The organism is Bacteroides bouchesdurhonensis (genome assembly GCF_900155865.1).
Taxonomy (GTDB): Bacteria; Bacteroidota; Bacteroidia; order Bacteroidales; family Bacteroidaceae; genus Bacteroides; species Bacteroides bouchesdurhonensis.
Genome location: NZ_LT707006.1, coordinates 5,130,953 through 5,154,220, shown reverse-complemented (window position 1 = coordinate 5,154,220; position 23,268 = coordinate 5,130,953). Strand labels below are relative to the sequence as shown.

Genomic DNA, 23,268 nt, shown 5'->3' with positions numbered 1-23,268 from the left:
GTGATAATCATTGGTACTCTCTATTTGTTATTAATAATTTAAATATTTTATATGAAGAATGTTATTTATTTGCATTTATGTGTGATGTTGGGTGCCTTTATTCCGTTTGGTACAGTTCTAATACCTTATATATACTGGAAGATAAATAAAGCCCCAGTAGATGTGTTTTTTGATAAGCAGGTGCGTGCATTATTGAATTTTCAGTTGCTATTTGATATAATTTTTTATGGTGTATATATAGCGTTTTGGGTAAATACAACAAATGATTTGATAAAGTGGAAGGATTTGCCTTCGCAACATTATGATATAGTGCTATATATAATGGGGTTTGCTTTTCTTATTTGGATATGTTATCCATTATTTGTAGTTGTTCGAATAGCTTTAACACGCAAGGCATATATTGCATATCCAACAATCATTCCTTTTTTTCGTAATAAAACAAATAAAATTTGATACTTAGTTTGTCAAATGGTAAATTCCGGGAAATTGACCGAAGATTTTATTGCGATAATCAAATGCCGATTCTATGAAAATGTCAGAATCTGCTTTATTTGGAATTGGATTGGAGCTATAAGGGGAAGATATTCCACTCTCAAAGCATTGTATCGAGTAATTGTATTCTCCCGACTCATAATCTCACGGTTGAAAATGAACGATAAAACGATCATAAATAGTCGGAATACTACCAATAAGAAATAGTTTCATATAAATTGAATTTATTCATTATGAAAAGAGTGGAATTACTTCTTTTATTTGTTGTAAACTTATTTTTAGCATTCTTGTAATGCGGATGTTTTCTTGAACCCAGATTTTTTGCATTCTTTGGTATGAAAATAAAAGTTATTATTTGCTTTTTCTCTATTTTTTTAGGAGCTTGTAAAAGTACGCCGTATTCTGATGAAACGACTAAAAATAATCTTCGTGCACCTGCTTATCCGTTATTGACACTGCATCCACATATGAAAGTGTGGTCTATGACAGATGAATTGAATAATCAGAATGTAACTTTTGGTGGTAGTAAACAACTGCCTTTTATAGGATTCTTACGAGTAGATGGTGTTGTGTATCGTTTTATGGGGAGTAAAGAACTATCGATGCAAGCTATCGCTCCAATGGCACTTGATCATGAAAAGTGGGAAGCTAAGTTCACCTGTCTGGTTCCCGACGAAGGATGGGAACAGCCAGGATTTGATGACAAACGTTGGCAGGTATCTGAAGGTGCATTTGGTACTCCTGGAATGTGGGAAGCAAAAACGCAATGGGTATCATCTGATATTTGGGTACGTAGGGAAGTGGATATAGATCCGTATTTGTTGGAGCATAAGAAGATTTATCTACGTTATTCCCACGATGATGTATTTCAATTATACATCAATGGAAAACAATTGGTGAGTACCGGCTATGATTGGGGAGCAAACTTTAAAGTGGAAGTTCCCGATTCTATTTTACAAACTATGAAAGGGGGAAAGGCCATACTTGCTGCCCATTGTGAAAACCGTGAAGGAGGAGGATTGGTAGACTTTGGACTTTTTGCAGAAGAACCGACTATTCCTGTTGAAACGTTAGCTCCTATTTCTTATGAAAAGGAATGGACTGGAAAATATACGATGGAACGACCTAAAGAAAATTGGGAAACAGCTGGATTTGATGATACTGCATGGACTGAGGGGCAGGCTGCTTTTGGTACCAGTGACCAGCGAAATGTCCATACACCGTGGTTTTCACCCAACATCTGGGTGAGGCGGAAGTTAACGTTCGATCCGTCATTGGTAAAGAATAAGCAGATCTATTTACGTTATTCTCATGATGATGTCTTCCAATTGTATGTAAATGGAATGCAGTTGGTTAGTACCGGATATGAATGGAAGAGTGACTTGAGAGTGAATATTCCGGATTCGATTGTAGATACCATGAAAGACGGGCAGGCAGTGATCGCTGCCCATTGCGAGAACCGGATGGGAGGTGCATTGGTAGATTTCGGTTTATATGCCGAATCGAAGGAAGCCAGGCAAAAATCCGTAGATGTACAGGCTACGCAGACACACTATACATTTGAATGTGGAGACGTGGAATTGAAACTTAGTTTTACTGCTCCTTATTTACTCGATGATTTAGAAACTCTTGCCCGTCCCGTTAATTACATCTCTTATCAGGCTAAGGCATTAGACAATAACGAACACGATGTTGCTATCTATTTTGAAATAGACCCACACAAAGCATTTGACGCCGGACAATCTACGCAGATGTATGAGAAAGATGGATTGGCATTGATGAAAACCGGAAAAGAGAATCAGAAACTATGGGTAAATAAAGAAAGGGAAGATCGTGCATGGGGATATTTCTATTTAGGAACGAAGGATGATGTCACTTGTGCGCAGGGAGACGCTGCTGAAATGCGTGCCTACTTTATGAAAGAAGGTGATCTGAAACAGATGAGAAAGTCGAATGAAAAGCGTTATGCCGCATTTGCACAGAAGTTGGATGTGGATAGCGATTTTCCTCAACACCTGACTGCTGCATTTGATGGTTTGTATACGATGGCTTATTTTGGTGACGATTTGCTCCCTTATTGGAATAAGGATGGAGAAAAGACTATAGAGGATTTATATGTGGAAGCGGAAGAGGAATATAAAGAGGTGATGGCTAAATGTTACGAATTTGATCGCCAATTAATGGCAGATGCTTATCGTGTCGGAGGAAAAGAATATGCTGAGCTTTGTGCTTTGGCTTATCGACAATCGGTCTCTGCTTTTCAAATGTCCGAATCACCAGAAGGTGAATTGCTTTATTTTACTCCGCAGGTGGGACCGGTCGATGAATATTATCCGGCTTCTCCGCTTTATCTTCGTTATAATCCAAAGTTGGTGGAAGCGATGTTGAATCCTTTCTTTTATTATAGTGAAAGTGGGAAATGGGGGAAACCTTACCCTGTGCATGATCTCGGTGGTTATCCGATTGTGAACGGACAAACGGTAGGCGGTGATATGCCTGTGGAAGAAGCAGGAAATGCTTTGATAATGACTGCTGCCATTGCCAAAATGGAGAATAATGCTTCGTATGCGGAAAAGCATTGGGAGACACTGACGCATTGGGCAGAGTATTTATTGGAAATTGGCACGGATACAGGGGATCAATTGACAACGGATAATTTTGCAGGGGGATGTCATCACCATGCTAATTTATCTGCTAAAAGTATTTTAGGTATTGCTTCGTATGCAAAGTTAGCGGAAATGCTAAATAAGAAAGAAGAGGCGAAGAAATATATGGATGTTGCCCGTGAGATGGTTAAGGAATGGGAGGAATCTGCTTATGCCGGAGACCATTATCGTTTAGCTTTCGACCAACCGGATAGTTGGGGAATGAAATATAATTTGGTATGGGATAGATTGCTTGACTTGAATCTTTTCCCGGAGAGGGTTATCCAGAAGGAAATGGATTTCTACCTGACTAAGATGAATGAGTTTGGTTGTCCGTTGGATAGCAGACATAGTTATACGAAAACTGATTGGACGGTATGGACAGGCTCATTGAGTACAGATAGTACGACGTTCCGCAAGTTTATTCTACCAATTCATAAGTTTATGAATGAGACTAAAGATCGTGTGCCAATGGCAGATTTTATAAATACGGATCGTGCAACTATTGTAGACTTTCGCGGGCGTTCAGTGGTGGGAGGGTACTTCATTAGGTTATTAGAACAGAAATAAACAAATATCCAATGGAAATATTTGCTCAAAAATAGAAATATTAGTTCAAGTGTATGTCAAGAATTGGTTTGGAATGTTACAATAGGGTTCTAATAATAAATTATTGATTTGGTAATTTGTTTATAATCAGAGATATATTGGAATTTGTTCTGTAACACCCCCTTGTCTGGCTATTAAAATTGCCCTATCTTTGCAACAACAAAATAACAAGATGAGATCATTCATGGTGTTAGTTTATTGAGTTATCTTGTTATTTCCAGATCAAGCAGGTTCAGTGAATAGCTTGAAATAAAAAGAAGCTTGTTTTCTTAATAGAAAATAATTGTTTTAATATGTAGATATTAGGTTTGGCAGGAACAACATGGGGGAAACATGTTTTATGTTGTGAAGATCATCTTCCATATCGGACCGGAGTTGTAACTTGTTTACTAGACTCTATTCGGAGGAAGAAGTTATTCATGGTTGTAGTTCCTGCCAGCCTTTTTTCTCTTGTACTTTTCTTATCGAACTGATCGTTGTTCCATTCTGTTTTATGTGTACTTTTTCAGATTACTAATTTCTATTAGATTTCGTCTATAAGAGTTACTTGAGAGATATATAAGAGTTACACCAATGATGTACAAGAGTTGTGTGAATGATATAGGAGAGTCAAGGGAAAGATATAGGTGTTTGGGTTGAATGATATACTAGAATTCGATTGCATAAATCATAGAATTGTGACGGCCATTTACAGCATAAATAATTGGTCAATGATAATTGAAGTAGGGGGCGATTTATCCCTACTCAATCTATGGGAAGTTTGTTTTCATTCACTTCGGTGTTTTTTTCAAACTATGGGATGTTTGAATATAGGCTTCTCAATCTTTTTCTTGGAAATATGATTAGTTTGATGATATAAAAACAGATTTTCCTTCATCATTCATATTTTAGATATTGTGCTGCTGATCAGTGAAATAAAATGAATCTTCTTTCTCTTTCTCATAAAGACCCTTATGCGTCTTTTAGTTTTGCCTCGTGATAAGTAAAGAGTCAAAACCCAAAGAGCTTACAAGTCTCCAGTAAATAGGTTCGAAAATAATAGAAAAAGATGGCGCAATGCAAGTGCTTGTATGATAGGAGAATATGCAAAAATATGACTGAAGGAAAAACCTTTTCACTTTATGGTTATAACCCTTTGGTACTGATTATTCTTCGATAAGTGATGTGAAGATATTGCTGTCTTGTTATTTGGGTTTATTGGAGAAGCACCTATCTTATAATTCTAAGCATAACTTATATTATATATAAGGATATCATATAGATTATTGAAGATGAGATCCGAAATGAGAAAAAACAAATGAATGAGGTATAAACCTATTATTATGGAGTAGAAACATTATTTTTGTATTGCATAATATTTTGTATGTGGAATTTTTAGACCGAATGGAAGAACAGCAAATAATTGATACCATCGGTTAATTAAGTAAGCTTGGATGAAGATAATAAATAATCAGTCTGCCGCCATTCTTTTATGATTTAGTCTTTTTAGGCGCATAAATGTATTTTAGATAAAAATTACCTATCATGGATGTCGTAGTGAAATATAATGCTGCAAACGTATTCAGTTCTCTTTTTACTAAATATTTATATACTAAAAAGATAAATACAGTACAAAGGATTGTCGCCAAAGTAATTATAAGTATTCTTTTTATCTTCGGTAGTAATGTTTTGTCCATAATGTATGTATAGAGTACAAAGATGGCAATTGATAAGATTCCCGTTATAGCAAAAATTAGAATGTCTATATTAATGGGACAAAAAAACTGAATGAGTATCATGCCACTCACTGTTATAGTAATCTCTGATAGAAATAGAAGGAAACTTTTCATATTTGTTTTTTTATAGTGTTCTGAAATTGTATTTTGCTAGTCTTTATAAAGCTCTCTAATGAAATCTGATATGGAATCGCAATCTGCTTTCATTTTCTTTTTTAGGCGACTGCGTCTTGTTCGTAGTGAACTCATCAATATATTACAGAATATTGCAATCTCTTTATGATCCAATCCCATTCGCATTAATAAGATGATATGAATATCGTCTTCGGTAAGCGAAGGGTAGTTTTGACGTAATTTTGCGGCAAAATAATCTTGTGACTGGTTTATGTATATTTCCAGGCGGTTCCAGTTCTCTTTAGTCAATCTGGATGGGGAATGTAGTAACTGATTTATTTCGTTCTCGTCTACAGTACTATTGTTCTTCCCTTGGAGAGAATTCATATAAACATCCAATGCAACAGCTTGGGCTGCATGTTCTGATTTTGCCAAAGCACGTCGGACGACTTTTCTACTGATGAAGAATGCAAATAGTGTGATTAAAGTACAATAGATAATTCCCAAAATAATTCCCATAATTGATCTTATTTTTTTGGCAAATATAGAGTGTGAATCTGTGAAAGATTATATTTTAACCGTGTACAAATGGCCTGTGAGGTGATTTGTACACGGTTTGCTGGTTGGAATCAATAGAAGGGAGCTGATAATTCCAGTTTTATTTGATCGGTCAATTTATAATTTTAGTCCGTCGAGTAATTCCAGATAGATTCCGATAGCTTCTTCTATCTCTTTCAACATAATATATTCTTCAGCAGTATGTGAACGTGAAGAGCGTCCCGGACCGATTTTCACCGATGAAAAGGGCATTAATGCTTGATCCGATAAGGTGGGAGAACCAAACGGTGCACGTCCCAGCTTCACTGCCTTTTGCACAAACGGATGTTTTTCATCAATCCGCGATGAGTTGAGACGGAAAGAACGCGCCTGAGCATCACAGGAAATATGCTTCTTGATTACTGCAAACAATTCTTCATTAGAATAAAGCTCATTGCTACGGATATCAACAACAAATGTACATTTATCAGGAACTACATTATGTTGTGTGCCGGCATTAATGACTGTAACACTCATTTTCACAGGTCCCAGCAAAGGAGATTCTTTCTCAAATTGATAATCGCGAAACCATTTGATATCGTCCAATACTTTATATATTGCATTATCGCCTTCATTGCGTGCGGCATGACCAGCCTTTCCTGTGGCTGTGACATCCAGTACCATTAATCCTTTTTCGGCAATAGCAGGTTGCATCTCTGTGGGTTCACCTACAATTGCAAAGTTTATCGGAGGTAGTCCCGGCAATACACTTTCAATTCCATTTTTACCGGATACTTCTTCTTCGCAGGAAGCCAAATATATCAGATTATAGCTTTGTGAAGTTCGACATAGTTGCAGGAACACCTGTAAGAGAGAGACTACACTTGCTCCGGCATCATTACTTCCCAATCCATACAGTTTCCCATTTTCTTCGCGTGGGGTATACGGGTCTTTGCGCCAGCCGTTTACTGGTTTTACAGTGTCAATATGAGAATTGAGCAGGATCGTTGGCTTTTTCAGGTCGAACATTGGGCTAAGACACCAGATGTTGTTTCCTTTACGTCCTGCCTGGATCCCTTCGGCTTCGATATAATTCTGTAAAAAATCAGCAGCTTGGGTTTCTTCGCGGCTGAGCGAAGGAATGCTGATTAGTGATTTGAGCAGACTTACAGCCTCTGCCGCCATAGACGAAATATCATAGTTCATTGTGTAGATTGATTTTAGATAGTACTTTAAATTGCACAAAGATAGTCGTTTTGCGCAATTGTTTCAAATAAAACTAATACCTTTGTAGCATATTTATTAATACAAAGCGTATGACTTATCATCATTTATCTGTCTTGGTGCATCGTCAGGCTGAAAAGTATGGCGACAAGGTAGCACTGAAATACCGGGACTACGAGACAGCACAATGGCTTCCAATCACTTGGAACCAGTTTTCGCAAACTGTAAGACAAGCGGCAAATGCGTTTGTTGCATTGGAAATCGAAGAACAAGAGAATATAGGTATTTTCTCACAGAATATGCCCGAATGGTTTTATGTAGACTTCGGAGCTTTTGCAAATCGGGCTGTGACTATTCCTTTTTATGCAACGAGTTCGCCTGCACAAGCACAATATATTATTAATGATGCGCAAATCCGCTATCTTTTTGTCGGAGAACAATATCAGTATGATTCAGCTTTCAGTATTTTCGGCTTTTGCTCATCTCTGAAACAATTGATAATTTTCGATCGTTCTGTGGTAAAAGATCCGCGCGATGTATCTTCTATCTATTTTGATGAGTTTATGGCGATGGGAGAAGGACTTCCTCGTAACCAAATTGTAGAAGAGCGTACAGCACGTGCGTCTTATGACGATCTGGCAAATATTCTTTATACTTCCGGTACTACCGGAGAACCTAAAGGGGTGATGTTGCATCATTCTTGCTATCTGGAACAGTTTCATACGCATGACGAACGTTTGACTACGATGTCGGATAAAGATGTTTCCATGAATTTCCTTCCGCTGACACACGTTTTTGAGAAGGCATGGTGTTATCTCTGTATTCATAAAGGGGTACAGATTTGTATTAATCTTCGTCCTGCTGATATTCAGACTACGATTAAAGAAATTCGTCCGACATTGATGTGCAGTGTTCCCCGTTTTTGGGAGAAAGTGTATGCCGGTGTGCAAGAGAAAATTAATGAGACTACCGGCGTGAAGAAAGCATTAATGTTGGATGCTATCAGGGTTGGTAAAGTTCATAACCTGGATTATCTGCGTCTGGGAAAGACTCCTCCAGTGATGAACCAGCTTAAATATAAGTTTTACGAGAAGACTATTTATTCATTGCTGAAAAAAACAATCGGTATTGAGAATGGTAACTTCTTTCCGACTGCCGGAGCGGCTGTTCCCGATGAAATTAATGAATTTGTACACTCTGTAGGGATTAACATGGTAGTGGGATACGGATTGACTGAATCTACAGCTACTGTTTCGTGTACATTGCCAATTGGTTACGATATCGGTTCGGTGGGTGTAGTATTGCCGGGATTGGAAGTGAAGATCGGAGATAATGATGAGATTCTGCTTCGTGGTAAAAGTATTACCAAAGGATACTACAGAAAAGCTGAGGAAACCGCAGCTGCTATTGATTCTGAAGGTTGGTTCCATACGGGAGATGCCGGTTATTTTAAGAACGGACAACTTTATCTGACAGAACGTATTAAAGATTTGTTTAAAACATCGAATGGTAAGTACGTTGCTCCGCAAGCTTTGGAAACAAAACTGGTTATTGACCGTTACATTGATCAGATTGCGATTATTGCCGATCAACGTAAGTTTGTTTCCGCGTTGATCGTTCCGGTATATGGATTGGTAAAGGAGTATGCAAAAGAAAAGGGAATTGAATATAAGAATATGAATGAACTTTTACTGCATCCTAAAGTTCAAGGTCTGTTCCATGCACGAATTGAGACGTTGCAACAGCAGTTTGCCCATTATGAGCAGATTAAACGATTTACTTTGCTCGCCGAACCGTTTAGTATGGAACGTGGGGAATTGACTAATACTTTAAAATTAAAGCGTTCTGTTGTGGCTGTTAATTATAAAGATGTGATTGAGAAAATGTACGAGGAGTAATTGATAACATATTTTCGGCTAAAGAATGATGGATAAGGCTGTCTTAAAAAATAAGGCAGCTTTATTTATAATTTGTAAGTTAGGAATATTGTCCCTCTTATTTCGCTCTATTTTCTCATCGAGAGTTGGAATATAACTATTGGCTTGTAGGTTTTCTGCTTCTTATATGTTTTATTGTAAATACCTTATTTATTATAGTATTCTGAAAGAAATGGTTCAGATTGATATATCCGGAATGTTACAATATCCCTCCTAGAGTAAATGGCTGTGTGCTATATTAGATTTATAATCAGTTGATTCTAAGAAACTGAATGTAACACTGTCTTGTTTGTTAGTAATATGTTTCGTACATTTGTGAAAAAGTTGTATATGTCTGTTTGTGTTGACTAAATCAGATATAAAATGAAAACACCAATAAAATTGATTTTTATTTCTTTGCTTACAATAATAGTTAGTTTCTATTCTTGTTCAGAGATAAGAAAGGAGTCACATATACCTTCTTTATTAGATATAGCTCTTCAACAAGCTAAAAATAATCGGCCTGAGCTTGAAAAAGTTTTGTCTTATTATCGGTTACATCCGGCAGATAGTCTTAAATATCGTGCAGCTTGTTTCCTGATAGAAAATATGCCATATTATACATATTATAAAGGTGGACGCTTGGAGCAGTATCTTACTTTCTATTCGTTGTTGCGTGAAACTCGCGGTACCAATATTACTCCTCGAGCGGTGGTCGATTCGGTCTATTATATGTATGGGCCTTTTCATCTGGACTCTTTGCAATCCTATAAGGATATTGAAACAGTCGATTCTGCTTATTTATGTAATAATATTGAATGGGCATTTAAGGTTTGGTATGAACAACCTTGGGGAAAAAATGTATCATTTACAGATTTTTGTGAGTATATTCTTCCGTATCGTATTGCGGATGAGACATTGAGTGATTGGCGTGAAGATATATATCATAAATATAATCATTTGCTTGATTCTTTCCGTATTTCAGATATAGTTGATAAAGATGATCCGGCTGTTGCAGCACGTTGTCTGCTGGATTCTTTGCGTAAAAGGAGTAAGTTTTTCACAACAACTGTTCCTCCTGAACTTCCCCATGTAGGACCGGAGGTCGCTCAGAACAGAACAGGAAGCTGTCGGGAACTTTCCGATTATGTTGTATATGTATGTCGTGCCTTGGGAATTCCCTGTGCTATCGATTTTATGCCAATTCATGGTGATGGAAATGACGGTCACCAATGGGTATCATTTTCCGGTAGGTATGGTGACTTGTATTATCAGGAATTTCTAGACGCTTTGAAAGAAGTACGAAATAGCAAGATATATGGTTCCTCTAAGATAAAAGTCTATCGTAATACTTTTAGTCTTAATTGTGATATGAAAGAGGAAATGCAAAAACTAGATTCTGTTGTTGTTCCTTTTTTTAAAAGTCCTCATGTTATTGATGTTACAGATTTATATGCAAAAAGTTATAAGAAAGAGTTGAAGATTCCGTCGAAGTTAATTTATAAGGGTAAACCACATTCGCGTATTGCTTATCTTTGTGCTAGTAGCCGGATGAGTTGGGAGCCTGTAGCATGGACCGAATTTGACGGGCAAAATTTAGTTTTTTCAAATATACAAAGAGGACCTGTAATGCGTGTAGCTACTTATGAGCAAGGGCATCTCCGTTTTTGGACTGATCCGTTTGAAGTGACAATTTCTAATGAATTTCATTTCTTCACTCCATTAGATAGTGTGCAAGATGTTACTTTGTTTTCCAAGTACCCGTTGCAATCGGAAGAAAAGTTTCAAAATCGTATGCTTGGAGGAACTTTTGAAGTGAGTAATGATCCGGCTTTTCAGCAGAAGGAGATCATACATATGATAGGGCGTAAACCGGAACGGTTACAAACAGTTGTTTATCTTAATTCTGTGAAACCTTATCGCTATATTCGTTATGTTGGTCCTGAGGAGGCACATTGTAATGTGGCTGAAATTACTTTTTATGCAGTTAATGATACTATTCCATTGAAAGGGAGAGCGATGGGGACTCCCGGTTGTTATCAAAAAGATGGTTCACATGAATATCCGAATGTGTTCGATGGTAATACAGAGACATCTTTCGATTGTTTGGCGGCTTCCAGTGGCTGGGCTGGTTTAGATTTAGGCAGTCCTAAGCGGATAGGGAGGATTGTTTATACGCCTCGTAACTATGATAATTATATACGTCCGGGAGATGAATACGAATTATTTTGCTGTATTGGAAGGGATAAATGGGATTCTTTTGGTGTACAGATTTCCAAGGCAGATACTTTGGTCTATAAAGATGTTCCTGTTAATGCTTTATTACTATTGAAAAATTATTCTCGTGGTACGCAGGAAAGAATTTTTGCCTATGAAAATGGAAAGCAGGTTTGGAAATAATGAAGTTTATAATAAAATATTGTTTAACTAAATGAAAGTAGAAATGAAGAAATTAAAATTTCCTTTATTCCTTGTAGGAATACTGGTTGCTCTTGTTGCTTGTGAATTTTGTTATTTATAATTGATTACGAGATATGAGAATTAAAAATATAATAATTGCATTTACTCTGTTATTATCATTAGCAGGTAATGCTCAGACCCCTTTTAGTGATAGAGCTCCATTAGACTCAGTACCTGAATGGGTAAAAGAAAGAGTTACACCAAAAGAATATGAAATATGGAAAACAATGAGTAGTGTGTTTTACATAGATTATTCTATTCTGAAAACAGAGCTTTCTCCTGAACGGAAACAAGAAATCTATGATGGACTTAAAAAAATATGTGAAGGAATTGAAAAAGGGGAATTTTCACATCAAGTTGGTACAGGATTTACTTTTGCAAAAGAAAATCCTATTGATACGACTTTTCAGTGGAAGTTATGTGAACTGACTCAGATAGACGAAAATATTCAATTGTGTAAACGGGAAGCTAGTGTTTATCAAAGTGCACACTCAAACAGTGTAGAACTAGTTTGTACAGTTTGGTATATTTATAATTCTCAAAAGAAAGAGGTTCATATCGTGAAATATGAAATCTCACCCAATGGGTCGCATTGTAAATTTCAAGGAGGAATGGGAATGGTTTATCAAAAGAATTTAAATCGTTTGCAGGGATCTTATGCGGGTACTTTTCGATATGAAATAGGCGGAAGAAAGTATTGTGATCAGTTGGAGAAGTCATTTGCTTTTTCTATTGATAAGTAGAGGTTGAATCAATTAACAAGGTAATTATGGCAAAACATCTTATTTTTTTGCTATTCATTTTTGTGGTGATGGCATGTACAAGGGGGACAAAGTATTCTGACGAAACGATAAAAAATGAATTGCGTGCCCCGTCTTATCCACTGTTCTCACTTCATCCACAGGTACGTTTGTGGTCTTCTGCGGATAAATTAACCGATAGAAATATTACTTTTACAAATGGGAAAGCTTTTCCTTTTGTGGGATTTCTACGGGTAGATGCTGTGATATACCGATTTATGGGAAGTGAAGAATTACCAATGCAGGCGATTGCGCCGATGGCTTTCGATTCTGAAAAATGGGAAGGGAAATTCACTAGTCTTATGCCGGAGCCCGGTTGGGAACAGCCGGGATTTGATGATAAATACTGGCAGTTAGGAGAAGGTGCGTTTGGAACGAAGGATAAACGAGAGGTGAAGACTCAGTGGCTTTCATCGGATATATGGGTACGGAGGGAGGTGGATGTTGATCCGTATCTGCTTGAGCATAGGAAAATTTGTCTACGTTATTCTCATGATGATGGTCTTCAATTATATATTAATGGAAAACAATTGGTCAATAAAATAGACGGTACAGCATCGAACGTAAAAGTGGAAATTCCAGATTCTATTTTAGATACGATGAGAGGAGGAAAGGCATTGCTGGCTGCTCATTGTGAGAATAAGGGAAAAAGTGCATTACTGGATTTCGGATTGTTTGTAGATGAACCGGAAATTCTTATAGAGAAGGTTGCGCCTATGGGAAAATGGCAGGGGAGATATACCACAGAAAAACCGGATGAAACTTGGACAATGGCAACTTTTAACGATAGTACTTGGGCGGAAGGAGAGGCAATGTTTGGTACAGAAGGTGAACAAGATGTACATACTCCTTGGAATACCTCAAGACTTTGGGTAAGGAGGAAAGTTGTTTTCGATTCTTTACTGGTGAAAAACAAACAGCTTTGTATACGTTATTCACATAATGATGCGATTCGGTTGTTTATTAATGGAAAGCAATTGGTGAGCTCCGGATTTAAGGCAAAAAATGATGTTCGGGCAGAAATCCCGGATTCAATTGTTGAAACAATGAAGAATGGAGAAGCACTAATAGCCGCCCGTTGTGAAAATTGGGGTGGAAAGGCTTGGGCTGACTTTGGTTTGTATGCTGAACCTAAAGAAGCTGTACAGAAATCTGTTGATGTGCAAGCTACTCAGACTCATTATAGGTTTGAGTGTGGAGATGTGGAATTGAAGCTTACTTTCACAACTCCTTATTTATTGAATGATTTGAAAGTTCTTAGTCAACCGGTGAATTATATTTCTTATCAGGCTAAAGCTTTAGACGGTAAAGAGCATGATGTGGCAATTTATTTTGAAGTTGATCCACATAAAACATTTCGTGCAGGACAGACTACACAAATATATGAAAAAGATGGCTTAGTGCTAATGAAAACTGGTCGCGAAAACCAAAAGCTATGGGTCGATAAAGAGAAAGATGCTCCCGGTTGGGGATATTTATATTTAGGTACAAAGGATGAGGTTACATATGCTCAAGGAGATGCCGCAGAAATGCGTACGCACTTTATGAAAGAAGGAAGTTTAAAGGAAATGCGCAAGTCTAATGAAAAACGATATACAGCGTTTGCACAGGAGTTGGAATTGGACAGTGAATTTCCACAACATTTGACGATCTCTTTTGATGGACTCTATACGATGTCTTATTTTGGAGAGGACTTGTTCCCATATTGGAATAAAGAGGGTACAAAGAAGATAGAGGAACTGTATGAAAATGCAGAAAAGGATTATAAGGAAGTGATGGCTAAATGTTATGCTTTCGATCGTCGGCTGATGAAGGATGCGTATCTTGCCGGAGGAAAAGAATATGCAGAACTTTGTGCATTGGCTTACCACCAGACTGTAGCGTCCTTTCAAATGTCTGAAACTTCAGACAATGAAATGCTTTATTTTACTCCACTGGTTGGCACTGTAGATACTTATTATGCAGCTTCACCGCTATTCCTTTATTATAATCCGGAGATATTGAAAGCAATGCTTGCTCCTTTCTTTTATTATAGTGAAAGTGGAAAATGGAATAAACCATATCCGGCTCATGATCTGGGAGGATATCCGTTTGTTAATGGACCGGGAAAAGGTGCAGACCTACCTGTTGAAGAAACAGGAAACATGCTGATCATGGTAGCTGCTATGGCTAAAGTGGAACAGGACGTGAGCTATGCAGAAAAGCACTGGGAGACTTTGTCGAAATGGGCTAATTACCTTTTAGAGAATGGAACGGATACGAAAGAACAGATTAATGCAGGTAGCTTTGTTGGTCGTTGTTCACATCATGCCAACTTATCTGTCAAAGGTATTTTAGGAATTGCTTCGTATGGTTTGTTGGCAAGAATGTTGAAAAAGCAGGATGAGGCGGATAAATATTTATCGGCAGCTAAAGAGATGTCTAAAGAGTGGGAAATGCTAGCTAATGATGGAGATCATTACAGATTGGCTTTTGACCGACCGGATAGTTGGGGGCAGAAGTATAATCTGGTTTGGGATAGATTACTTGGATTGAATATTTTTCCTGAAAGAGTTATAGAGCAGGAAACTGCTTTTTATGCTACGAAGTTTGGTACTTATGGTTGTCCGCTAGACAGCGATACAAATAATGTAAAAGCAGAGTGGAGCGTATGGACTGCTTCTTTGAATAAGGACAGTGTGCAGTTCCGTAAGTTTCTTCTCCCGCTTTATCAGTTTATGAATGAGACTAAGACTCGCGTACCAATGCCGGATGCTTATAATGTGTCTGACAAAGGAACTTTAACAAGATATTGGGGTAGGCCGGTGGTAGGAGGTTATTTTATCCGGTTATTAGAAAAAGAGGTGCAATGAGAGAGTATCAGATTTATTTTAGTGCATAAAGAGTAAACGATGAACGGATTTTGCATGTGATAATGCAACTCGTTCATCGTTTTTCTTATTATAGGATTTTATAAATCTTAATATCCAAAGATTTGCTCCTGAGTAAGTTCTTCAATTGGACCGACAGCTTTCAGTTTATCCATATCAAGATCTTTTTTATCTCCTAGGATACAGTAAACATACGTACGATCTTTCATCCATTCTTTTTGGAAATTGACGATATCTTTCAATGTCATGTTTTGTATGTCATTGTAAAGCTTGATGCGTGAATCTACATTCTCTCCCAAGTCTTGGGCATTGATATAACTCCAGATAATATCACTTTTGATAATACGCTCAGTACGTAAACGGTTGATTAACCCTTCTTTTGCCAGTTGGAAAGCTTTTTCCGATTCGGGCATGTTGTTGATGATTTCGTTAAACGTATTGATGGCATCGATCATTTTATCATTTTGGGTGGCAATCTGGGTAAATACCATATAAGGGTATTTCAAATACCTTGGTTCATTTAAAGCAGCCCAAGCCGAATAAGCTAATCCACGAGTTTCGCGCATTTCCTGGAAAACAATGGAGTTCATACTACCACCAAAGTATTCATTATATAGTGCGCGGGTCGGTTCGATAGCCGGGTCAAATTTTTTATCTGTGTTGGAAATCTGCGACATATAGATTTGTTTAGCTTCGTAAGGAGCTATTAATACCTTAGTTGCCGGAGTTTCGAGATAAGGGAATTCGTCACCTGCAGGGATCTCTTTTAAGGTAGCTGGTACATTATGATTCTGATCGATAATTTCTAAAATCTCTTTGCTACTACTTGGCCCATAGTATAAGATACGATGCTTGTAGCTATTCTGATTATGGATACGGTCTACTAATGCTTGCGGATCCATTTCAGTAAGTTCTGTTTTTGTCAGTATATTGGTAGCAGGAGACTTAGGACCATACATCGCAAAGTTCATCAGGCGTGAGAAATTCTGTCCCTGATTCAATTTTGCATCCGAACGGGCTTTCAGGATATCTTCTGCCATGTTACTGTAGGCTTCTTTATTGACTTGTGCATCAGCTAGAAGCTTTTCAAACAGTTGCATAGCCGCCGGCATATTTTCGTTCAACCCTGAAAGAACGACATAAGTGCGTTCATTGCCCGGAGAAACGTAGAAAGTACAAGCCAAACGATAGAATTCACTTTTTAATTGTTCCGGTGTCATATCAGAAGTGCCTAAGTATTCGAGATAATTGAAAGCTGTCCCCAGTGCCTTATCTTGGTTATTACCCATGTCGAATACATAAATCAATTGGAAGAGGTCATTGGTTACATTCTGTTTGTAAAGAACCGGTATGTCTGATTTAGCTTTTAGTTGAGTCAGATCTTTTTGGAAGTCGAGGAATACAGGCTCTATTGGTTGAACAGCGCTATTCTGTATTTCAGTAAGGAAGATGCTTGCTGTATCACGATTGGATACAATCGGAGTAATTTCCGGTTTCGTCATTTTCTTTTCATTGGGATCTTTGCCTTGCTTTTTATAGATGGCTGCATAATTGTCATTTTTCAGATATTTATTGGCAAAATCCACTATTTCGGCCTTAGTAAGTTTGGCTATACGATCAATGGAAGTGACTTCATCTTCCCAAGAGATTTCATTAATAAATGAATTGACGAACATATCGGCACGACCTTCATTACTTTCCATATTCTGTATTTGATAAAGCTTGAAGTTGTTGATATTGGCTTGCAACATTTTTTCGTCAAAATCTCCGGCACGGAGTTTATGAAGCTCGCCTAACAAGAGATTTTGTACTTCTTCTAATGTTTGTCCTTGTTTAGGAACTCCTCCTAATATAAACATAGAGTAATCTGCTAATCCCATAGGGTAACCGTATCCGCTCAAAACCTTCTGTTGTTGGTTTAAGTCGAGGTCGATAAGTCCAGCCTTACCATTATATAATAATTGAGAGATCACTTGAAGTGTCTCGAAGTCTTTGCTTGAAGCACCGGGGAATCTCCATGCTAGTGTAACACTTTCTGCATCCGGTCCCAATACTTCTCGTATAATAGGTTCGGTGATTGGTTCTTCTTTGGGTAAATTAAGTTTGGGTAGTTCCGGATTTGGCTTCATTTGCCCAAAATATTCATCTATGATAGCAATTGTTTTATCCGGATCTAGGTCACCTGACATACAAATAGCCATGTTGTTGGGAACATACCATTGTTTATAGTAGTTTTTGATATTGGTAATCGAAGGATTTTTTAAGTCTTCTTGTGTTCCCAGAACAGTTTGTGTGCCGTAAGGGTGGTGAGGGAAAAGGGAAGAGAAGATAGCTTCTTGCACTTTTCTGTTATCACGAGTCAGTGACATATTCTTTTCTTCGTATACAGCTTCCAGCTCTGTATGGAAACCACGTATGACGTTATTTTCGAAACGATCAGCTTGTATCTTTGCCCAGTTCTCTATTTGATTAGAAGGAATATCTTCCACGTAAACAGTTTGGTCGTAGGCAGTATAAGCATTAGTACCGTTTGCTCCAATAGCAGCCATTAACTTATCGTATTCATTGGGGATAGCATATTTGGATGCTTCGTAAGAAAGACTGTCGATTGTATGATAAATAGCTTTACGCTGAACCTCATCCGTCGTTTTACGATAAATTTCAAACTGCTGTTCTATTTGATCCAATAATGGCTTTTCGGCTTCGTAATTCTGTGTACCGTAACTATTGGTCCCTTTGAACATCAGATGTTCAAAGTAGTGTGCAAGTCCGGTAGTTTCTGCCGGATCGTTTTTTCCACCTACCCGTACTGCAATAAAAGTTTGAATGCGCGGAGTTTCCTTATTAACAGTAAGATAAACTTTTAATCCGTTGTCCAATGTATAAATACGTGCTTTTAACGGATCGTTGGGAACTGTTTCATAGCTATACTTCTTTTGTGAGCTACAACTGCTGAACACTAATACTAGGAAGAGTGATAAGCATGAAAATTTGAGTAGTTTGTTCATATAACAACAACATTTTGATGACGAAAACAAAGGTAGCGGATTTTTGCTTATCTTTGCACCGAAAATTGTAAATTATAAAAGATAAAATTGAAAATCAGATGATTACTATCGAACAACTTAAAGACGTGAAAGAGCGCACAGATGCGCTGAGGAGGTATCTTTGACGTCGATGCGAAGAAAATTCAAGTCGAAGAAGAACAATTAAGAACTCAGGCTCCGGGATTTTGGGATGACCAGAAAAAGGCAGAAGCTCAGATGAAGCTGGTTAAAGATCTGCAAAAATGGATTGAAGGCTATAACGAGGTTAAGACATTGGCGGATGAACTAGCATTAGCTTTTGATTTTTATAAAGAAGAGTTGGTTACGGAGGAAGATGTGGATGTTGCTTATGCAAAAGCAATTGAAGAAGTAGAAACTTTGGAACTCAAGAACATGTTGCGCGAGGAAGCCGATCAGATGGACTGTGTATTGAAAATCAATTCAGGTGCCGGGGGGACTGAAAGTCAGGATTGGGCTTCAATGCTGATGCGTATGTATCTTCGATATGCAGAGACGAATGGTTATAAAGCTACGATTGCCAATCTTCAGGAAGGTGATGAGGCGGGGATCAAAACCTGTACCATTAATATAGAAGGAGATTTTGCGTATGGATATTTGAAGGGAGAGAATGGAGTACATCGTTTGGTACGTGTTTCTCCGTACAATGCCCAAGGCAAGCGTATGACTTCTTTTGCTTCTGTGTTTGTTACTCCGTTAGTAGATGATAGCATCGAAGTGAATATCGAACCTGCACGTATTTCATGGGATACATTCCGAAGTGGTGGTGCCGGTGGACAAAACGTAAACAAGGTAGAGTCCGGAGTGCGTCTGCGTTATCAGTACAAAGATCCTTATACCGGTGATGAAGAGGAAATCCTGATTGAAAATACGGAAACTCGTGACCAGCCGAAGAATCGCGAAAATGCAATGCGTCAGTTGCGCTCTATCTTATATGATAAGGAGTTGCAACATCGTATGGCTGAACAAGCAAAAGTGGAAGCCGGAAAGATGAAAATTGAATGGGGATCTCAGATACGAAGTTATGTGTTTGACGACCGTCGTGTGAAGGATCATCGTACCAATTATCAGACTTCTGATGTGAACGGTGTAATGGATGGGAAGATTGATGGTTTTATCAAAGCCTATTTGATGGAGTTCTCATCACAGGAATCATAAAAACCGAAAAATAGCGAGTATTATTTTTGGAAAGTTAAAAGATTTGTTCTTACTTTGTTAGCGTTGAACTTTAAAGCTAACTATTATGGGTAAGAATAAAAGAAAAGTAGTACATAGCAAGAAGGAAGAACAACAAGCTCAAAAGGTAATCAAAATAGTGTTTGTCTCACTCGTTATTTTGGCCTTGGTTATGCTAATTGGATTTTCTTTCTTAGGTTAATTCATCACGGATTACATAGATTTCGCAGATTATATATCATAACTTATAGGTTATCATTGATAGTTGGTCTGTTTGTGATCATGTAATCCATGATGATTTTTTTGTAATAGGATTGTCATTTTTCCGAGTCTCCTTGTATCTTTGTACCATGGCACAAGAAATTGAACGCAAGTTTTTGGTTTCCGGTGAGTTCAAGTCACAGGCTTTTGCTCAGGACCGGATTATTCAGGGATATATTTGTAGCACCCAGGGACGGACGGTACGGGTACGTATTCGTGATAATAAAGGTTATCTGACTATAAAAGGGGCTTCTAATGTCTCTGGTACTAGCCGGTATGAGTGGGAACAGGAATTACCCTTGGCGGAGGCGGAGGAACTAATGAAACTTTGTGAACCGGGGGTCATTGATAAAACTCGCTATCTGGTACGTTGCGGTAAGCATGTGTTCGAAGTGGATGAGTTTTATGGGGATAATGAAGGGTTGATTGTAGCTGAAGTAGAATTGGCCTCAGAGGATGAGGCTTTTGAGAAGCCTTCTTTTATTGCTGAAGAGGTAACAGGAGACAGACGTTACTACAATTCTCAATTAATGAAAAAACCGTATAGAACTTGGTGAACATTAACAAATAAACCGTATATTTGTTCTAAAAGTAAAAGAACTGTGTATGGAACAATTGTATAATTACTTGCCGAGGGAATTGGTAACTTTTGTGTTGGTTACTCTGTTTTCTTTGCTTATAGGACTTTCTCAACGTCGAATCAGTTTGAAGCGTGAGGGGGAAACAACACTTTTCGGTACGGACCGTACATTTACTTTTATTGGCATTCTGGGATATCTTCTTTATATACTCGATCCTACGGATATGCGCTTATTTATGGGTGGCGGTGCTATACTGGGTCTTCTGCTAGGGTTGAATTATTACGTAAAACAATCGCAGTTCCACGTGTTTGGCGTTACTACTATCATTATTGCCCTTATAACTTATTGTATAGCTCCAATTGTAGCTACCCAGCCTTCTTGGTTTTATGTAATGGTGATTGTTACAGTTCTGCTGCTAACGGAGTTGAAACATACGTTTACGGAGTTTGCCCAAAAGATGAAGAATGATGAAATGATCACGTTAGCAAAGTTTTTGGCTATCAGTGGTATCATATTGCCGATGTTTCCAAACAAGAATTTAATTCCGGATATAAACTTAACTCCTTATTCCATTTGGCTGGCAACGGTTGTTGTATCCGGTATCTCTTATCTTTCTTATCTTTTGAAGCGGTATGTCTTTCATGAATCCGGTATATTGGTTTCGGGAATTGTCGGAGGGCTTTATAGTAGCACTGCAACGATTTCTGTATTGGCTCGTAAGAGCCGTAAGGCATCGGAACAAGAAACAAATGACTATGTAGCTGCTATGTTGTTGGCAATAAGTATGATGTTCTTACGTTTTATGATTCTAATCTTGATTTTTAGCAAGGAAATTTTTCTATCTATTTATCCATACTTGCTGATTATGGCGGTTGTAGCTGCTTTGGTAGCATGGTTCATCCATTCCAAGCAACGTCGTTCGAGTGATATGACGACAGATGTGGAGGAAGATGATAGCAGTAATCCTTTGGAATTTAAGGTAGCCTTGATTTTTGCAGTTCTATTTGTTATTTTCACTGTATTGACTCACTATACTTTGATTTATGCGGGGACCGAAGGATTGAACCTGCTTTCATTTGTTTCGGGATTTAGTGATATTACTCCTTTTATATTGAACTTATTGCAGAATACTGGAAGTGTAGCAGCTTTGGTTATTACGGCTTGTAGTATGCAGGCTATTATCAGTAATATATTGGTGAATATGTGCTATGCTCTATTTTTTGCCGGTAAAGGTAGTAAATTGCGTCCTTGGATTTTAGGAGGATTCGGAACAGTGGTAGCCATTAATTTAGTTCTGTTGCTATTCTTCTATTTTTAAAGTGGTGTCATGATAGAGATACGTATAAAAAATCTCTGTACGATATATTGAAGTAAGGTCATACAGGGATTTTTCTTATCTACTTGATTAATTCCAGCTCCAGTCGCTTTTCTTGTAATTGGCTTCCACCGTATTTTTTATAAGTTAATGCATTTTGTTTGTGTATTTAAAAGTATTTAGTATATTTACGTAATTATTAAGTGCGCATAAATTAATCTTCGTATGTGAAACGCGTACAAACATGTTTATGCAAAATTAATTTGGAGTGAACCTAATAAACTAAATATTAAACCTTTAAATTTAACGATTATGAAAAAAAAGAATTTTATTATTTGTATTGTCTTAACTGTTGTGATATTTATATAACATGAACAAGAAGATTTTTATCCTGATTTTCGTCATTGCCGTCTTGTCTTCATGCCGCAACGGTGCTAAAGATGCTGCTTTTCAGAACTCTTCTCGTTTTGAAACCGTATTAATTACCGATACTCTGCCTATTATTAATTTATCTCGGGAAGTCCTTCCCATTGACTTAATATATCCAACGGATATGGTGGCAATTGATACCTTTTTAGTTGTTTTGCAACATCATGAAGAGAAGATTATCAAAGTATTTAGTATTAACTCATATAAGTTCTTAGGAGAATTTCTCAGAAAAGGAGGAGGCCCGAATGAAGTGATTGTTTTCGGACGGCTAAGTCAGTGGTTTATGGAAGAAGGCGAGCCTAAGATTATGATTCAGTCTTACCCTAATTATTTAGCTGTACTGAACATACGGAAATCTATTGAAGCTGGAGAAACGGTTTATGACCGAAAGTACACTTTTGAGAAAGGCAAAAAAAAGAATTTGTTCTTGGCTTCCAACAGTGTCTATGAAATAAATCAATCGGAGTTGATGATGACCAAGGATCCTCTGAGGTCAGGAATAACTGATAACTGCAACTTCTTTTGGGAGTTTTACGATTGTAAAACGGACGGTGTAAAACGTAATATTGTTTACGAGAACTTCACCGGAATGATTGATCCTTTTTTAAAAGAATCGAACAGGCTCTTGAAGCCCGACCGCAAAAAAGCAGTGTTACTGTATAGCAAGATTAACCTTATCGGTATAGTAGACCTTGAACAGGCCTCGATAAAGCAAATTTATCCCGGTGGAAAAACATTTAATGTACAAACAGAATTAGAAATAGATAACCGCAAGTCTTATTTTGACGAAGGAGAATGCACGGACCAATATATATTCGCGCTATCCTCCAAGGGGGGAAAAGTCAGTGATAAGGCGAACATTGAGACAGCCCCTATTTCTCAACTGGATGTATTTGACTGGAATGGCAATTACATTTATAAGGTCGATCTTGGTGAACGAATTAGGATAATCTCAGTTGATAACAACCAAAGATACCTTTATGCTGTAAATACGGATGATGCCATTATCAGATATGACCTGTCGGCACTGAAATAAATAACATTCGATGAAATTCTAGA

14 protein-coding genes are annotated in these 23,268 nt (G+C 37.7%); 11 read left to right on the top strand and 3 right to left on the bottom strand.

The genetic code is table 11. The annotated features are described in order from the left end of the window. Positions 1–51: 51 nt before the first annotated feature. Positions 52–453 (top strand): magnetosome magnetite crystal formation protein family, encoded by a 402-nt coding sequence (locus tag CZ225_RS22125; RefSeq protein WP_077155533.1) that lies wholly within the window; start codon positions 52–54, stop codon positions 451–453. A gap of 374 nt (positions 454–827) precedes the next feature. Further along, positions 828–3,707: a glutaminase family protein gene (locus CZ225_RS22120; RefSeq protein WP_077155532.1), complete on the top strand. Its 2,880-nt coding sequence runs from the start codon at positions 828–830 to the stop codon at positions 3,705–3,707. Positions 3,708–5,611: 1,904 nt separating this feature from the next. Here the strand turns inward: CZ225_RS22120 and CZ225_RS22110 are convergent. Both CZ225_RS22110 and CZ225_RS22105 read right to left on the bottom strand, forming a co-directional pair. Next, entirely contained in the window at positions 5,612–6,094 is a 483-nt protein-coding gene (locus CZ225_RS22110) for a helix-turn-helix transcriptional regulator (protein ID WP_234983112.1), read from the bottom strand. Between the two features lie 156 nt (positions 6,095–6,250). Then, positions 6,251–7,318 (bottom strand): M20 family metallo-hydrolase, encoded by a 1,068-nt coding sequence (locus tag CZ225_RS22105; RefSeq protein WP_077155530.1) that lies wholly within the window; start codon positions 7,316–7,318, stop codon positions 6,251–6,253. Between the two features lie 110 nt (positions 7,319–7,428). On the opposite strand from CZ225_RS22105, the gene CZ225_RS22100 reads away from it, so the two are divergent. From CZ225_RS22100 to CZ225_RS22085, 4 genes are all read left to right on the top strand, one after another. Further along, a complete protein-coding gene (locus CZ225_RS22100) occupies positions 7,429–9,234 on the top strand; it encodes an AMP-dependent synthetase/ligase (protein ID WP_077155529.1) in 1,806 nt (601 codons plus the stop codon). Positions 9,235–9,636: 402 nt separating this feature from the next. Next, complete coding sequence (locus CZ225_RS22095; RefSeq protein ID WP_077155528.1) at positions 9,637–11,652, top strand: transglutaminase domain-containing protein; 2,016 nt, start codon at positions 9,637–9,639, stop codon at positions 11,650–11,652. Positions 11,653–11,786: 134 nt separating this feature from the next. Further along, a complete protein-coding gene (locus CZ225_RS22090) occupies positions 11,787–12,455 on the top strand; it encodes a hypothetical protein (protein ID WP_129585851.1) in 669 nt (222 codons plus the stop codon). Between the two features lie 26 nt (positions 12,456–12,481). Continuing rightward, positions 12,482–15,364 (top strand): glutaminase family protein, encoded by a 2,883-nt coding sequence (locus tag CZ225_RS22085; protein WP_077155526.1) that lies wholly within the window; start codon positions 12,482–12,484, stop codon positions 15,362–15,364. Between the two features lie 107 nt (positions 15,365–15,471). Here CZ225_RS22085 and CZ225_RS22080 read toward each other — a convergent pair whose 3' ends face one another. Continuing rightward, positions 15,472–18,390: a M16 family metallopeptidase gene (locus CZ225_RS22080; protein WP_077155525.1), complete on the bottom strand. Its 2,919-nt coding sequence runs from the start codon at positions 18,388–18,390 to the stop codon at positions 15,472–15,474. Positions 18,391–18,488: 98 nt separating this feature from the next. On the opposite strand from CZ225_RS22080, the gene prfB reads away from it, so the two are divergent. From prfB to CZ225_RS22060, 5 genes are all read left to right on the top strand, one after another. Continuing rightward, positions 18,489–19,605, top strand: a protein-coding gene (gene prfB / locus CZ225_RS22075) for a peptide chain release factor 2 (RefSeq protein WP_129585850.1) whose coding sequence is annotated in 2 segments (ribosomal slippage) — positions 18,489–18,551 and positions 18,553–19,605 — 1,116 coding nt in all. Because the reading frame shifts where the segments join, the coding sequence is not laid out codon by codon here. Positions 19,606–19,690: 85 nt separating this feature from the next. Continuing rightward, positions 19,691–19,825 (top strand): hypothetical protein, encoded by a 135-nt coding sequence (locus CZ225_RS24620; protein WP_262351998.1) that lies wholly within the window; start codon positions 19,691–19,693, stop codon positions 19,823–19,825. A gap of 148 nt (positions 19,826–19,973) precedes the next feature. Further along, positions 19,974–20,441, top strand: a complete 468-nt coding sequence (locus CZ225_RS22070) for a CYTH domain-containing protein (protein WP_077155949.1) — start codon at positions 19,974–19,976, stop codon at positions 20,439–20,441. Positions 20,442–20,490: 49 nt separating this feature from the next. Further along, positions 20,491–21,783 carry an MgtC/SapB family protein gene (locus CZ225_RS22065; protein WP_077155523.1) on the top strand — a complete coding sequence of 431 codons (1,293 nt, stop codon included), beginning with the start codon at positions 20,491–20,493 and terminating at the stop codon, positions 21,781–21,783. Between the two features lie 367 nt (positions 21,784–22,150). Continuing rightward, entirely contained in the window at positions 22,151–23,245 is a 1,095-nt protein-coding gene (locus CZ225_RS22060; protein ID WP_077155522.1) for a BF3164 family lipoprotein, read from the top strand. Positions 23,246–23,268: the final 23 nt, after the last annotated feature.